The sequence below is a fragment of the Ruminococcus sp. genome, assembly GCF_024684275.1.
Genome location: NZ_JAIKXF010000087.1, coordinates 44647 through 60119, shown reverse-complemented (window position 1 = coordinate 60119; position 15473 = coordinate 44647). Strand labels below are relative to the sequence as shown.

Annotated in this window: 13 protein-coding genes; 5 read left to right on the top strand and 8 right to left on the bottom strand. The window is 46.5% G+C overall.

Going from position 1 to position 15473, the window contains the following annotated elements; translation table 11 throughout:
- Positions 1-3 precede the first annotated feature (3 nt).
- From K5677_RS09050 to K5677_RS09040, 3 genes are all read right to left on the bottom strand, one after another.
- Positions 4-399 carry a secondary thiamine-phosphate synthase enzyme YjbQ gene (locus K5677_RS09050; protein ID WP_296727062.1) on the bottom strand — a complete coding sequence of 132 codons (396 nt, stop codon included), beginning with the start codon at positions 397-399 and terminating at the stop codon, positions 4-6.
- A 176-nt stretch (positions 400-575) separates the two neighbouring features.
- Positions 576-1211, bottom strand: coding sequence for an endonuclease III (gene nth / locus K5677_RS09045; protein ID WP_296727060.1), 636 nt, complete (start codon positions 1209-1211; stop codon positions 576-578).
- Positions 1208-1567, bottom strand: a complete 360-nt coding sequence (locus tag K5677_RS09040) for a hypothetical protein (RefSeq protein WP_296727057.1) — start codon at positions 1565-1567, stop codon at positions 1208-1210. Before K5677_RS09040 ends, nth begins: the two co-directional genes overlap by 4 nt.
- 369 nt (positions 1568-1936) lie before the next feature.
- Between K5677_RS09040 and K5677_RS09035 the strand changes: the two genes are divergently transcribed.
- Positions 1937-4177 carry a glycosyl hydrolase gene (locus K5677_RS09035; protein ID WP_296727055.1) on the top strand — a complete coding sequence of 747 codons (2241 nt, stop codon included), beginning with the start codon at positions 1937-1939 and terminating at the stop codon, positions 4175-4177.
- Between the two features lie 425 nt (positions 4178-4602).
- On the opposite strand, the gene K5677_RS09030 is transcribed toward K5677_RS09035, so the two are convergent.
- Positions 4603-5199, bottom strand: a complete 597-nt coding sequence (locus K5677_RS09030; RefSeq protein WP_296727053.1) for a cytidylate kinase-like family protein — start codon at positions 5197-5199, stop codon at positions 4603-4605.
- Positions 5200-5219: 20 nt separating this feature from the next.
- A complete protein-coding gene (locus tag K5677_RS09025; RefSeq protein WP_296727051.1) occupies positions 5220-6572 on the bottom strand; it encodes an SLC13 family permease in 1353 nt (450 codons plus the stop codon).
- A 471-nt stretch (positions 6573-7043) separates the two neighbouring features.
- On the opposite strand from K5677_RS09025, the gene K5677_RS09020 reads away from it, so the two are divergent.
- The 3 genes from K5677_RS09020 to K5677_RS09010 all read left to right on the top strand — a co-directional run bounded on the left by K5677_RS09020 (position 7044) and on the right by K5677_RS09010 (position 8823).
- Positions 7044-7982, top strand: coding sequence for a calcium/sodium antiporter (locus K5677_RS09020; RefSeq protein ID WP_296727049.1), 939 nt, complete (start codon positions 7044-7046; stop codon positions 7980-7982).
- 13 nt (positions 7983-7995) lie between these two features.
- Positions 7996-8370 carry a hypothetical protein gene (locus K5677_RS09015; RefSeq protein WP_296727048.1) on the top strand — a complete coding sequence of 125 codons (375 nt, stop codon included), beginning with the start codon at positions 7996-7998 and terminating at the stop codon, positions 8368-8370.
- 90 nt (positions 8371-8460) lie between these two features.
- On the top strand, positions 8461-8823 hold the full coding sequence (locus K5677_RS09010) for a hypothetical protein (RefSeq protein WP_296727046.1): 363 nt from the start codon (positions 8461-8463) through the stop codon (positions 8821-8823).
- A gap of 62 nt (positions 8824-8885) precedes the next feature.
- Here the strand turns inward: K5677_RS09010 and K5677_RS09005 are convergent, their stop codons facing one another.
- Together K5677_RS09005 and K5677_RS09000 are read right to left on the bottom strand one after the other, a co-directional pair.
- A complete protein-coding gene (locus K5677_RS09005; RefSeq protein WP_296727045.1) occupies positions 8886-11309 on the bottom strand; it encodes a beta-propeller domain-containing protein in 2424 nt (807 codons plus the stop codon).
- A 19-nt stretch (positions 11310-11328) separates the two neighbouring features.
- Positions 11329-11838: a sigma-70 family RNA polymerase sigma factor gene (locus tag K5677_RS09000; protein WP_296727043.1), complete on the bottom strand. Its 510-nt coding sequence runs from the start codon at positions 11836-11838 to the stop codon at positions 11329-11331.
- 339 nt (positions 11839-12177) lie between these two features.
- Here K5677_RS09000 and K5677_RS08995 point away from each other — a divergent pair, with 339 nt between their 5' ends.
- Positions 12178-14343, top strand: a complete 2166-nt coding sequence (locus tag K5677_RS08995) for a substrate-binding domain-containing protein (protein ID WP_296727042.1) — start codon at positions 12178-12180, stop codon at positions 14341-14343.
- 174 nt (positions 14344-14517) lie between these two features.
- Here K5677_RS08995 and K5677_RS08990 read toward each other — a convergent pair whose 3' ends face one another.
- Positions 14518-15471: an ROK family protein gene (locus K5677_RS08990; RefSeq protein WP_296727039.1), complete on the bottom strand. Its 954-nt coding sequence runs from the start codon at positions 15469-15471 to the stop codon at positions 14518-14520.
- Positions 15472-15473: the final 2 nt, after the last annotated feature.

The following is a 15473-nucleotide window of genomic DNA, read 5'->3' as shown; positions in this document are numbered from 1 at the left end:
AGCTTAGTCTCCCATGACCTTGACAAAGAATTTTCTGGTTCTCGGACCGTCGAATTCGCAGAAGTAAATATCCTGCCATGTACCGAGAAGAAGCTTTCCGCCGCTTATTATAACGGTCTCGCTGGCGCCTACGGCAGAAGATTTGATGTGCGCGTCGGAGTTGCCCTCGGCGTGTCTGAATGACTGGAGGTCGGGGAAGAACTTGTCCATGCCCTTGATGAAATCTGTCTGCACATCGGGATCGGCGTTTTCGTTAATGGTGATAGCGGCAGTGGTGTGAGGGCAGTAGATAATGCATATCCCCTCAAGAACGCCGCTTTCCTTGACGGCTTCTGTGACCTCACGGGTAATATCGACAAGTCCCTCAGCAGGGGTGCTTAGTTTAAAGTTGAATAGCATATAATAAAACTCCCTTCATGTAATCATTTTTTGCCAAAAATGATTTAGTTTAGAGTTGAGAGTGAAGAGTTGAGAGTTAATGAGTTCGCTTCGCTCACATTATTTAAATAATATCGCCGCAGGCGATACCATAACTTTCAACTCTCAACTCTCAATTCTCAACTTTTTACGTTAGATCATGATTTATCAGCATAGTATTTACAGAAATAATTCAGCGGACATTCTCCGCACCGCGGCTTTCGGGCATTGCATATATCCCGTCCGAACTCCACTGTTCTGTGGCAGAAATCCGAGGATACCTCGGGCGGTATGAGCTTCACAAGGTCCTTTTCAACCTTTGCAGGCTCCTTGTTTTTTGTAAGGCCCAATCTCCCTGTAATGCGTATGCAATGGGTGTCTGTGACCATTGCAGGCTTACCGAAAACGTCCCCGAGCATAAGGTTTGCAGTTTTTCTGCCGATACCCGACAGTGTGAGGAGCTCCTCCATAGTATCGGGGACCTCTCCGCCGAAGTCATTAATAAGCTGATTTGCCATTTCTTTAAGACTTTTTGCCTTATTCCTGTAGAAGCCGCAGGGCTTCACGTCCTGTTCGAGCTCTGTTATATCGGCGTTTGCAAAGGCTTCAAGGGAAGGGTACTTCCTGAACAGTGTCTCTGTGACTATATTTACACGGGCGTCGGTACACTGTGCGGCAAGCCGCGCTGCAAACATCAGCTCATAGGGCTTTTCGTAGTTAAGTGAGCAGGCTGCATGGGGATAGAGCTTTTCCAGCTCCTCTACAGCCAATTTTGCTATCTCTTTTTTCGTCATTTCGCTGACTCCTTCAGCTTTTTCTGCTTTTCGAGTATACTGTCATAGACCTTGTACATCTTCTGAACCGTATTTTCGAGAAAATAGTAGTGCTTGATGTAGAACATCAGCAGTACGAGGACAATAGTTACAAGGGCGAGAACAGCGAGGTCGATTTTAAATATCAGCACTGCAAAGAATACGATAAGTATGAAGGCAAAGAGCATAGTTACCAGAAAGTGGACTATTCGCTCATGCTGCATAAAGGCTATCTTGTCCTTGTGCTCAGCCATTATCTCGTCAAGCTCGTTGGAATCATGGCATCTTTCGAGGCGCTCCTGAATGTATTTCATATAGTTTGTAAGATATTCGGTCATTTTCTCACTCTCCTCATGAACAAAGTAAACGAAACTCTACTAAAATTATACACCTTTTTAGCCAAAATGTCAACAGAGATAAGAGAAAGCGGATAAATTTCCTGTGCTTATTTAACTAAAGAATAATTTAAGCTAAAATTAAGTTAAATTTGACCTGAATAACAAAATTTTTCAGTTTTGATTGTGCGGATATACGAAAATCTTTACGTATATGAAAACATTTTATGTCACTTATTGATTTTTACTGAAATAATGACTATAATTAAAGTGAACGCAATGATTGCTGTAAAGCGGTTATTGCCCTGAACTTTGTTCAGAGAAAGTCAGACATTATTTAAGGTGCAAAAAATTTACAGGAGGATATTAAACATGGGCACAAAAATTTTCAAGAAGGCAGGAGCGGCTGTGATGTCAGCTGCATTGCTGCTGAATACGGCTCTCTACAGCACAGCTGTTGTAACAGCGGCTGACGAGCCTATTAAGTTTGAGTTTGAAAAAGCTGAGATAACAGGCACTATCTCAGTTGAAAAGGATTCAGGCGCAAGCGGCGGCTCTGCCCTCAAAATGACAGAGGACGGCACTATCACAGTAAAGCTCACCGTGGAGGAGAGCGGTCCCTATAAGCTCACTTTCTATGCTTTTGGCATAGGTACTGACAAGCAGCAGAATCTCACCGTAAACGGCTCATCACAGGGCGCTATCGGCATACCTCAGGGTACAGAGTATCAGCCCGTTGAGCTCACAGCTATTCCTCTCAAGGCTGGTGAGAATACCATTGTTATCGAGAAATCGTGGGGCTGGTCACAGTTCGACTATCTCACAGCAGAGCCTATGTCGGGGGCTAAGATAGAAGCAAAGCAGGTCAAACCATGCGACCAGCTGGCAACAGTTGAAACACAGAGCCTTATGGCTTATCTTGCTGAGAACTACGGCAAGCATATAATCTCAGGTCAGCAGGAGATATACAGCGGCGGTCCTCACGGCCTTGAAACAGAATTTGAGTACCTAAAGGATACCACAGGTCACTATCCTGCTATCCGCGGCTTTGATTACGGCAACTTCTGCTGTCCTCTCTACGGCAGTGATGACGGCTCAACAGACCGCGTTATCGACTGGGTAAAGAACAAGGGCGGTATCGCTACTGCTTCTTACCATATCAACGTCCCGAAGGACTTCGCAAACTACACCATAGGCACAAAGATGGACTGGTCACTGTCCACATATACAGCTAAGGACACAGATTTTTCACCCTCAAAGGCTGCTACGGCAGGCACAAAGGAAAACGATTATTACCTCTCAACACTAAAAACTCTCGCTAAGGAGTTTAACAAGCTTGAAGCTGAGGGCATACCCGTTATCTGGAGACCTCTCCACGAAGCCGAGGGCGGCGGCGGAGAGAACGGCTCATGGTTCTGGTGGGGCAGAGAAGGCTCAGCAGCCTACAAGAAGCTCTGGATATACACCTATGAGACTCTCACAAACGAGCTGAACTGCCACAACCTTATATGGGAGTGGAACAGCTATAACTTCGCTACCTCTAAGGATTGGTATCCGGGCGACGCTTATGTTGATATAATCGGCTACGATAAGTACAGCTGTACAGACTGGTCAACAGGCAGCGCAAGATACTATCACAACGACAGCCCATTCTCCTCAACATTCTACGGTATCATGGAGAAGTACGACAGTGCTAAGATGATCTCACTTGCTGAGAACGACAGCTTCTCAACTCCCGATAAATTACAGGAGGAAAAGGCTGGCTGGCTCTACTTCTGTACATGGTATGACGGCGGATCGGACAATAACAACTTCCTGTCAAATCCGACTTTCAATACTAAGGAAGACACTATCGCAATGTATCAGAGCGATTACTGCATAACTCTTGATGAGCTTCCTGCTACCCTCTACAAGAAGGAGGGCGTAACTCCTCCCGATCCTTCAAAGACAACTACTTCTACAACAACTGCGACTACTACGGCAGATCCAAATGCAACAACAACTACAACTGCTTATAAGTTTGCTATCCAGAAGAAGACTGTTACTATCCCCGAGAAGCCTGACCTTGCAGTAGGCAAGACCATGACTATCGACATCACAGGCGCACCAAACGCTTCTATCGGCGGTGCTATCGGCTTCGGCACAACAGCTGACGACTGGCAGAACATTGAGTGGAAGGGCAATGCCGATAAGGACGGCAAGCTCACAGTAAATGTTGACCTCAATGAAATGCCTGATACCTTCAAGAGCTGCGAGGTGCAGGTATGGTGGTCAAATGTATGGAATGCTGCTACAGAAAAGGCTATCGACCAGCCTTATACTATTGACAGCTGCAAGGTGAATTACCTTATGGGCGGAGCACTTGAAGCCATATGGGGTGACGCTAACTGCGATAATACAGTAGATATGAGCGACGTTGTACTCATAATGCAGGCTCTTGCAAATCCGAACAAGTACGGACTTGATGGCACAGAAAAGACACATATCACGGAAATAGGCTGGAATTGGGCTGACGTTGATCTGTCCAGCAAGGGCGTAACCGCAAATGATGCTCTCAAGATACAGGAGTATCTCCTTAAAAAAGTGGAGACACTTAATCCTGCTGCAAAATAAAGCATAACGAAAAAAAGCTGCACTTCATGTGCAGCTTTTTTATGTGCAAATGCATGGGCGGATAAAATATCAGCCCATTAGGGGATGCCCTCACTTGCAGGGCGTCCCCTCTCGAAAAACAATTCACTGGATTGTTTTTCGATTCACCTCTTGCGGTGACTCCCTGTAGTACAGGGAGATGTCAGCGTAGCTGACAGAGGGTACTCGCTCCTGTTAGGAGCGCTTTGTAACTTCGGGGCTTTGCCCCAGGCTAACCGCCCCAGCCCCTCTGTCGCTTTGCGACATCTCCCCATTTTATGGGGAGTCACTCTGCCAAAGGAACGCAGTCCCTTTGGAATCCCGTTCATATTGTCAGGCAGTAATTACAACATTGAAAATACTATTTTCTAATTGCTTAGTTCTAAGTTCTTAGCTCTCAGTTCTAATTACTCTTCGCCCATTCTTGACCTGATATATTTCTCCAGCAGGTCAACTGTCCTGTCAAGTCCCAGACGTGAGCTGTTTATGCTGAGGTCGTAGAGACGTGAATCGCCCCAGTGACCGTCGCAGTGATAGTTGTGATAGCGCTTTCTCTTGCGGTCTTTCTTGTCAATGAACGCCTTTGCCTTGTCCTCTGTGAGGTTATATACGTTCATGACGCGCTTTATCTTTTCTGACATATCTCCCAGTATGAAAAGTGACACAAGGCACTTGAAATCGCGGAGCTTTGTTTCAGAGCAGCGTCCCACTACAACGAAGGACTCGCCGCCTGCTGCTTTTTCTCTCAGGAAGCTGAACTGCATTTCTGCGATATTGTCCTCGATAGAGTTGCTGTAGCCGTTGACTCTGCGCGAAAGCAGGTGATTCTTTGGCTTTTCGTTGTACTTCTCGATCTCATCGGGAGTAAGACCTGTTTTGTCAGCGATCTCCGTAATGAGATGACGGTCGTAGATCGGGATATTGAATCGCTTTGCAAGCTGCTCGGCAATAGCCTTGCCGCCGCTTCCAAACTCTCGGCCTACTGAAATGATTACCTGTGACATATGTATTCCCCCTTATTGAATTATAAATAACGAACAAATAAATAAACAGTTGATATTGCAAGTACTATGACTGTAGCAGGAGCAAGCTTCTTACAGTATCTGCCCCAGCCGATAGGATAGCCGTTTTTCTGTGCGACTGATGTTCCAACAACGTTTGCAGAGGCTCCGATAGGAGTAGCGCTTCCGCCTATATCTGTACCTATTGCAAGTCCCCATGCGAGAGTAGAGATAGGAACTCCCGAGGTATCGGCAAGGCTCTGAATGATAGGCACCATTGTAGCTGCAAATGGGATATTGTCCACGAATGCGCTGGCGATTGCCGATACCCAGAGTATGATAGCAAGCATGAGCATTACATTGCCGCCGCTGATGTCGCCGATGAAGTTTGCGATGAGCTTGAGTATGCCTGTTTCTTCAAGTCCGCTTACCACGATGAACAGACCGATGAAGAAGATGAGCGTTTTGTAGTCCACCTTCTTTATGAGCTCAGAAGCGTGTCTGCCAAAGGCGATAAGTGTTATTGCTGCGATAAACAGACCGATAGTGGCAACGGTGAGATGAGTTGTTGCATGGGTGACGAGGAGAAGAACTGCAAGAGCGAAAATTATGCTGCTGATAATGAAGTCCTTCTTGTTGGTGATAGCCTCTGAGGGCTTAGGGAACTTGCTCATATCCGTTTTTTCCTTGCTGCTTCCTGCGATCTCCTTGCGGAAAGCAAAGTACAGGAACACAACTGATACTGCCAGTGATATAGCGGCACAGAGACCGGTATTTGTAAGGAAATCGAAGAATGAGAATCCCAGTGAGGTACCGATGATGATATTCGGCGGATCGCCGCACATTGTAGCCGAGCCGCCAAGATTTGCGCAGAATATCTCGGAAAGTATCATAGGTACGGGATTGAATTTGAGCAGAGAAGAAAGCTCAATGGTAACTGCTGCAAGGAACATGATAACGGTGATACTGTCGATGAACATTGAGAGGACTGCCGACATTATCATGAATGTGATGAATATAGGAACTGTCCTGCATTTTACCAGATAGGCTATCTTCATGCAGAGCCAGCGGAAGAAGCCGGCTTTAGCCATGCCCTCTACCATGACCATCATTCCTGCGATAAAGATTATAGTTGCCCAGTTTATTCCTTTGCTTTCGCTTTCCGTGACCTGATACCAAAATTCCTTTGTAGCGAAGCTTTTAATAGCGAGGGTATCCATAATAGCGCTGCCGCTGCGCATACAGATGCCGAATACGGCGACAAGGGTGAGGATACCGCTGCCGAGGGTGACGTAGTGCCGTTCTATCTTGTCGAGAACTATCATGATGAACATTCCCACGAAGATGATAACGGCGAAGATCTGTGCTGCTGTCATATAAACCTCCATGTTCGCGGTGAACTACCGCATAATTGTTCTTCCTATTAAATAGGAAAAAATATACCAATCCGAATTATAGCACAAATGCGAAAGCAATTCAATACAAATATTGTTTTTTTTAAAATGAAGCGAAAATTTGGATAAGCTGTTGGAAATTGCCGAAAAATGCGATTATTTTTGGTCAGAGTGTCAAGGCAGGGCGGTTTTAGTTGAGAGTTGAGAGTGCAGAGTTGAGAGTTTATGTGTTCGCTTCGCTCATAAATTTAATAATGTCTCCGCAGGAGACACCATAACTCTTAACTCTCAATTCTCAACTCTCAACTGAAAAATCCGCAGGATTTTTTTTCGCCGTGGGTATTGCAAATAGTCAAAAGATGTGGTATAATAAAATATGCAGTCAAGAGACTTTTGAGCTTGTGATAGGTTCAAAAGAACCTATAATAATACTGCATAGGAGAGAATGGATAAATGCTGATGTATATTTTGCTCATAGGCGGATTTGTGCTTCTTATCAAGGGCGCCGACTTCTTCGTTGACGGAAGCTCTGCGGTAGCCAAGAGGCTGAAGGTGCCGTCCCTTATCATAGGAATGACCATTGTTGCTATGGGTACGAGCCTGCCTGAGACCTCTGTAAGCGTAAGTGCCTCGATATTAGGCAAGAACGACCTTGCCATAAGCAACGCCGTGGGCTCAAACATTTTCAACCTCATGGTAGTCTGCGGAGTCTGTTCGCTGCTGTGTCCTATGGCAGTAAGCAGGGAAACTCTGAAAAAAGACCTGCCGTTTTCTGCAATAGTTGCAGGAGTCCTTCTAGGACTTGGTGCCTTTACGGGAATAGTAATGCGCTGGGGCGGAGCTGTCCTTCTTGCGCTGTTTGCGGTTTTTCTGTACATGATGATAAGCTCGGCAAAAAAAGCCCGTGATTCCGGTGAACAGAGCGATGAGGACGAATACAAGGTAATGCCCGTGTGGAAATGTCTGTTGTGCATCATCGGCGGCGGAGCTGCCATAGCTGTAGGCGGAAAAATGGTAGTCGAGGGAGCTTCGGATATTGCCCGTACCTTTGGTATGTCGGACAACCTTATCGGAATGACTATCGTAGCTCTCGGTACAAGCCTGCCCGAGCTGGTCACCTCTATCGTTGCAGCCCGCAAGGGAGAGGTGGATATGGCTCTCGGAAACGTCGTAGGCTCAAATATATTCAATATCCTGTTCGTGCTTGGCATTGCGGCAGTTATATCACCAATTGCTTTCACTGTGCAGAACGCCATAGATACAGCTGTTCTCATTGCTATGAGCCTGTTCGTGCTCCTGCTCTGTGCGCCCAAAAAGAAGCTGGTGCGCTGGCACGGCGCTTTGATGCTGGCGGCTTATGCAGGCTATACAACGTATATTTTTATGAGATAAAGGGGAGAGGAATATGTATTGCTCGAATTGCGGCTCAATAATGGACGAAAGGCAGTCCTGCTGTCCCTTCTGTGCGGCTCCGAATCCGAATTATCGGCAGAATGTCCCGCCGCCTCAGTACGGACCGTATAACTATAGTCCGCCGCAGTTCTATCGTGACGTATCTCCTTATTCTCCGTATAATATGTCTCCTGAGAACGAGCCTGCGGAAACAGCACTTTTGGTCTTTTCTGCAATTGAGCCTATAATAGGACTTATCGCAGGCATAACAAGTCTCAGCAGGCACGAAAAACGTGCAGGAAGAGCTTATCTGCTGGCGGCAGGCATAAGCTTCGGCGTAAGAGTATTGCTTTTGCTTATGTACATATTCAGCATATTAATGATGTGACAATTAAACCTTGAAGTTCAGACTAAGTATCAGATTCAGGATTTGGTTGATACATAAATATTAGTTTCATGAAATATTGGGGGGAAGAAAATGACCTGTAAACACTGTGGAGCTTCTATATCCGAGAATGAAGTAAAATGCCCGTACTGCGACAGCTACATAGACCACGGTACGGCAAATAACAATGCCAACACTTACAATAACGGCTATCCGAGACAAAACAGACCTGTATTCCGCGTTCAGGGACCTGACGAGCCTCAGGCGATACTGATAGTTTTTTCGCTGCTGATACCGGCTTTAGGCGTCATACTCGGTATTCTGAATCTGACAGGCGGACACCCGAAATGCGGAAAGCTCTATCTGATACTTGGTATTGTTTCGTTCTTCATGGTATTCTGCGGAACTTTTATGTTTCCCGTTATGTTTATGCTGCCTTTTTACCATATGAAATGAGCAAAGCTCCCGTGTTTGGTCACGGGAGCTTTTTATTGCTTTCAGATATATGATCTCAAAAATCAGAATACGAGCTCGTCTGTTACTTCTAATGTGTTTATGTCAGCAGCTGTGAATTTTTTAGTACAAAGGACATAGACATAATCGCCTATATATACACAGCGGTCAAGGGAAGCCCAGTTTCCGTAATCCTCCCAGCCGTTATGAACCATAGTTACATCGCCCTTCTGTACGAATTTACCGTCCTCAAAGCTGAAAAATACATACTGTGAGGTGTGTTTGTAATCGCTTCCTCCGCCGTTGCTGTGATAGGTGTATTCGTCAAGCCCGACAGGTACGCCGATAAGGTTCTTTTCGGGAACTATGAGCAGAGCCTTTCTGTCCCACTGAGCAAAGGAGCTGTAGACTATCTCGTTCTTGCCATCGCGGTTTTCCCAATCGTCATCTGTCATATATTTGTTGTTCCATGTAACTGTGTCAACTGCCTTCAGATCATTGGGATCGGAGTTATCAAACATAGTCAGCTTGACGCCTGTTATCCTGCCGTCATCATCAGCGTCGCTTCCGAAGCCGAGGAGAAGTCCCTCGCTCCATGACTGCATATATGAGCTGAAACCGTTTATTTTCAGCTCGTCAAGAACTACAGGAGCTGTTGGATCACTGAGATCTACTGCGTAAAGGGGATCAGTCTGGCGGAATGTGACGATATAAGCCATATTTCCGCTGAAGCTTGCAGAACGTATCTGCTCATTGATGCCGAGACCATCGATCATGCCCACCATGTTCATATCCAGATCAAAAACGTAAACTCTGTTGTCCTCTTTTACTCTTTCATAGGTGTAGTAGCCGTCGCTCTCGCCCTTTATTCTGCTCCATAATCCGTCTATGAAGCCCTCGTCATCTGTGTATCTGTGGAAGGTCTCCTTCATTTCGGTATAGCTTGCGGCAACACGGAAGTATCCGCCGTACTCGCTCATTGAGAACTGATTATTTACTGTGCCGTCGATAGTACAGCCTGCCTGCGGCTCGATATTGCCGTCCTTTATAGAGATACGGGTGATTGTTGTGGTGCTGTATCCGTCCCATCTGGCTGCCGCGCAGTAAAGATTTTCTGCTGAGCAGTAAATATCTCCCAGATAGCCTGCAAGAGTCTTTGTATCCTTTACTGTGGGAGAGTCTGACTTGTTGAGGTCAATACTGCTGATAATGCCGTACTCCAGTGTGAATGAAGAACCGAAATCCTCGGGAAGGAGTATATCCTGCGGAGACATGACCTTGAAATCCTTAGTCATACCGCAGTGGGGGATATATCTTTGAACGTCATCAATGCCGCTGAGCGCTTCAAATGTGCAGGTGGAGTATGTTGATGTCATGAGCATATATCCCTCGGGACTTATTCTGACGTCACCGAAATATCCGTCCTGCTGGTAGACATCTATGAGCTCCGGCTCATCACCTGTTGTAAAGAAGGCGATATATGTGCGTGAGCCTGATGCATCTATATCTGAATAGCTCCATGTCTCTCCGATGATGATTATCATGTCGTTGTAGATATACATATCTCTGACGCTGTTGGTGTTTGTGCCTTCTCCGCAAATATAATTGAGCTCGATTGTGAAGCTGCCTGTGAATTTGCCGTCCTTTACGTCTGCTACGCGGAGTACATTTGCAAATGAACCGTTTTCGTCATAGGAGGTCCCTACGTAATAGATGCGCTTGCCGTCAGTCTTGACGATGTCGGCTTCGAGAACGTCCTGCTCCTGATAGTAGGTCTCTGAGTGCTCGGTGTCAGCCTCTGTAGTGGGCTCCTCTGTGGGAGCTTCTGTTGTTTCCTCGGTAGTCGGCTCTGTAGATGTTTCGGTGGTAGGCTCTGTAACAGGCTCGGTATCGGGCTCTGTGGGGAGCTCGCCGTCTATTACAGGTATCTCGGGCTCGGAGCTGTAGCCGGCATCACCGCCGCCGCCCTTGCCTCCTGTGAATTCGCCGTTTGTCATTGGCGCCTCGGCGTATGACTCATCAGCCCCGGCTATAGCAGCAGAGGATACATCAGCTTCTTCTGCATATACTTCTTCGTCCACTGCGTATTTACTTGTGTTTCTTGTGTTTTCTTTCTTGTATTTATCGGAAGCTTCTTTGAACATGGTGTATACCTGTTCATAGTCCTTTGCGCCGCTCATATAGCTTGCCTGCTTTTTTATTTCTGATGCAGGTTCTGTGCTGACGTCGCTGTTTTTCTGCTTTTCAGGAGTTTCTAAAAAGCTTGCTGTATTTTTATCAAACTTTCCATTGTTCAGTGTGTATGCGGCAGTTCCGCCTATAACAGTGCAGGCAGCCGCAGCGGCAGCTATCCTTCCTGCAAGCTTTATGCCGCTTCTCTTTTTCTTGGGTGCTTTGTTATCCAGCATTATCTTTATATTCTCGGGTTTGAGCCTGTCGGGAACGGGCTCTGACTTCATCTGCTCTCTGAGCTTATCATCGTTATTCATGTTGATTCTCCTTTCACGATCATAATTCGGGAGTCAGCTCAAGGCGCAGCTTCTGCTTTATCCGCGTCAGCTTTGAGCGCACAGTACCCGATCTGATACCGCACATTTCCGATATCTCGCCACTTGTATAGCCGCCCAGTACGGACATTGAAAGCAGCAGCCTTGATTCGTCGTCCAGCTTGCCAACAGCCTCGCGGAGCTCCACCGACTCGAAGCTGAAACCCTCCGAAAGGGGCGAGTCATCGCTGAGCTCGTCGGCAGGCTCAAAATACGAGCGCTGTTTGCGTTTTATCTTAGCAGCGAGGATAGACATGATCCAGCTTTTAAAGCTTTCGGGACTGCGGAGCTTTTTTATAGAGCAAAAAGCGTCCAGCACAGTATCGCTTACTGCGTCGGCAGCGTCATGGGAGCTTCGCAGGCTATATAGGGCTATATGGTAAAGGTCCTCGTATACTGTAGCGTAGAGTCTTGCGAAAGCTTCGGTATTGCCCTGTCGGGCGAGATCGACGTCATTAGAAAAGTCGTTCATGCGAATCCCTCCTTTGAATCCGAATTCATAACATAAGTGTCGACAGAGGTGTAAATTGCTGCAAAGGCAGTGACAGATTCTGCTATTTGCACAAAAAATTGATTGCTACATTATGCAATATAACGACATATAAATATTCAACCCACAAAAATGCGTTTTTGGTGGAAAAAACGCAGGAAACTTCATTGACATTTCTTAATAAATAATGTATAATATATGTGAATTCTAATGCTCCATATCTGAAATTATACATTAAAGTACTGTGAAAGTAAAGAAATATCATAGAAAATAGGGAAATAAAAATTGTGTCTCCCTGACAAAAATTAACGGGGTGGGAACATGGTAAGAAAAAAGAGAATGATTTTCGGCGTTGTGGCAGGGGAAGCCAACAGCATCGAACAGAGACAGGTCATAAAGGGCATTGCACGATTCGATCAGTGTGTCGGAGTGGATACTGTCGTTTTTTCAAACAATTATAATCCTAACGTCAAGGAAAATGAGCTTTTCTGCGAAAACAGGATATATGACCTGATACTTTCAGATGAGCTGGACGGCTTGATACTGCTCTCTGAATCTTTTGTGAATGAGGAACTGAAAAAGCTTATTGCCGACCTTATATCGCGCAAGAGCATACCTATCGTAGTTGTCGGCACTTATATCGCAGAGCTGAATCTTCCAAACTGTACCTTTATAAATACCAGCGATGAGAACGATATGGAGGATATTACCGATCATCTCATGGACGTTCACGGATTTAACGATATAGATATCCTCACAGGCTATGATTTCATCAAAGCCTCAAGCCTCCGCGTAAACGGATACAGAAAGTCTCTTGAAAAGCACGGCGTTGAGTTTGACGAGAGCCGCGTTCACTTCGGCAACTACTGGATGAATTCGGGCGAGGAGCTTGCCGAGCGCTATCACAGCGGCGAGCTGAGACTTCCGCAGGCGATAATCTGTGCAAATGACTATATGGCTTACGGACTTATCGACAAGTTCGACGAGCTTGGCATAAAGATACCCGAGGACGTTACCGTAGTGGGCTATGAGTACATAGGCGACCGCTTCATGCATACTCCTCTGCTGACTACATATAAGCGCAACCGCGAGACAATAGGCGAGGACGCCGCAAATATGGTCTACAGCCGCATAAAGAAAAGAGAATTTCTCTTTGCTCCCCCACAGGGCGAGATAATCTGCGGTACAAGCTGTACCTGCGGAGTTGACCGCAGGATATATACTACCGAGCTGAAAAACGCAAGGCAGAAAAAGGAATATGACAACTGGAACCTGTTCAATCCTCTCGACCAGAAGCTGACTGAGTGCCGTACTCTCAACGAGTTCGTGGATATATGCGGTCAGTTCCACTGGCAGGTAAGAGGCATACAGAGCTTTTATCTGTGCCTTTACAAGAACTGGTACGACAGCGACGCAGAGCTCAGTGATATACTCTCCTGTCAGAGCATGGTCAACTGGGACGACAAGACGCCCTTTGATATGCAGAAATATAATTTCTCGGCACTTCTTGCCCAGAATTATGAGCCCGCAATATACTATTTCAATCCGCTGTTCTTCAATGACCGCCTATTTGGTCATCTGGTGCTCAAATTCCACGATCCCGATACCTACGACGATATCTACAGAAACTGGCTTAAATCCGTTTCCAACGGTCTGGAATTCCTGAGAATGAAGAACGATATCCAGTATCTGACGCAGTGCCAGAACCTTTCCGACCTCCGCGATACTCTCACGGGAATGTACAACGAAACAGGAATGAGAAAGGCTTATCATACCATAGACTTTGAAAATCAGGAGCACTGCCTTGTCATGATGAGGATAGGCATCTCAAACGCAGGCTTCTATGAGCTCAGCGGCAAGATACCTGCTATAATGGACGCCGCCGAGGCTGTAAAGCAGTTCTGCGGAAGCAACGACATCTGCGGCAGGGTAAACGATAATACCTTTGCCTGCATTATCAGCGGCGAGAACGATGAGGCTCTCCTTGAAAACAGGCTAAACTCAATAATGCTCCAGCACGGAGTATATATCGACCAGTACGGACTTGACTCCTTCGTGTGTGCGTCGGTGAAGTGTACAGAGAAGTCATACACCCGTATTACGGGAATATGCTCGGATATACTTGCTGAGCGCCAGAGAGAAAAAATGGAAATGCGTATGCGTCCCCACTACGAGGATATGCTCCATATCAGAAGCTATATCTACAGCAATCCGCAGGACAGCTTTGAGTCGGAGAAACTCCAGAAGCTCTATCCCTACAGCGCAGGTCATCTCCGCGAGGTATACAAGAAGTGCTTCGGGGTAAGCATACATAAGGACTGCATAAACGCCCGAATGGCAAAGGCGACCTACTGCCTGACGGTAACGCCGCTGAGTATGGCGGAAATTGCGGAGCAGTGCGGCTATGTGGACAGCAAGTACTTCCTGCGCCAGTTCCTTGCAACAGTTGGCGTAACTCCAAATCAGTACCGCAATATGGCTAAATGAGCCCTTAGGCTTTAGCTGTTAATGACTGCATAAATAAACCAAAAAGCCCGAAAGCAATTACTTTCGGGTTTTCTTTTTTTGATATCCAAATTAAAAGGGCGGATAATATCCGCCCATACAAGGAATGCCGAGGCGTCATTCTCTGCTTAGATCGAAGTTCTAAGATCTAAGTTCTTACTTTGCCTTGCCGAGGAATGCTGCACCGATGATACCTGCGTCGTTGCCAAGCTTTGCGATAACGATCTCGGTGTTCTTAGGTGAGTTGCGTGTGTAAACCTCCTTTGCAACAAGCTCCTTCATAGGCAGGAGGAGAGGATCGCCCTCGTTGCACACGCCGCCGCCGATACAGAGTATATCGGGCTGGAAGATATTGATAGTGTTTGTGATACCTGCTGCAAGGTACTTGATGTACTTGTCAACAACAGCCTTTGCGTACTTGTCGCCTGCTCTCATGCAGTCAAATGAGGTACGTGCAGTTACCTTGCCCTTTTCCTTTTCGGACTTAGCCATGATACAGTCAGGGTGCTCTGCAATAGCCTCCTTAGTCATGCGGATAAGACCTGTAGCTGAGGAATAAGCCTCGAAGCAGCCCTTTCTGCCGCATGAGCACTGTGCGCCGTCCACCTCGATAACTGTATGACCTATCTCAGCGCCTGCAAAGTTAGAGCCTGAGTATATCTTGCCGTCAACGATGATACCGCCGCCGACACCTGTGCCGAGAGTAATGCATACTGCGTTCCTTGCGCCCTTTGCAGCACCTGCCACGAATTCGCCGTAAGCTGCTGCGTTAGCGTCATTCTCTATGAATACAGGCTTGTCGATAGTTTCCTGTATGTATTTCACCATAGGAGTATCCTTGAAGCCCAGATTGTTTGAGTACTCGATGATACCTGTCTCGCTGTTTGCAATACCGGGAGTACCAACGCCTATCCACTCTATCTGGTCAATAGTGAGGTCAGCATTCTTTACAGCTTCAAGAGCCATTTTTGCCATATCGTCTGCGATCTCTTTTGCAGGACGAGGGCAGTTTGTCTTTGTGCTTGCCTTAGCGATGATGTTGTATTTCTCGTCAACAACACCTGCAACGATGTTTGTGCCGCCGAGGTCGATACCTACGTAATATTTCATGT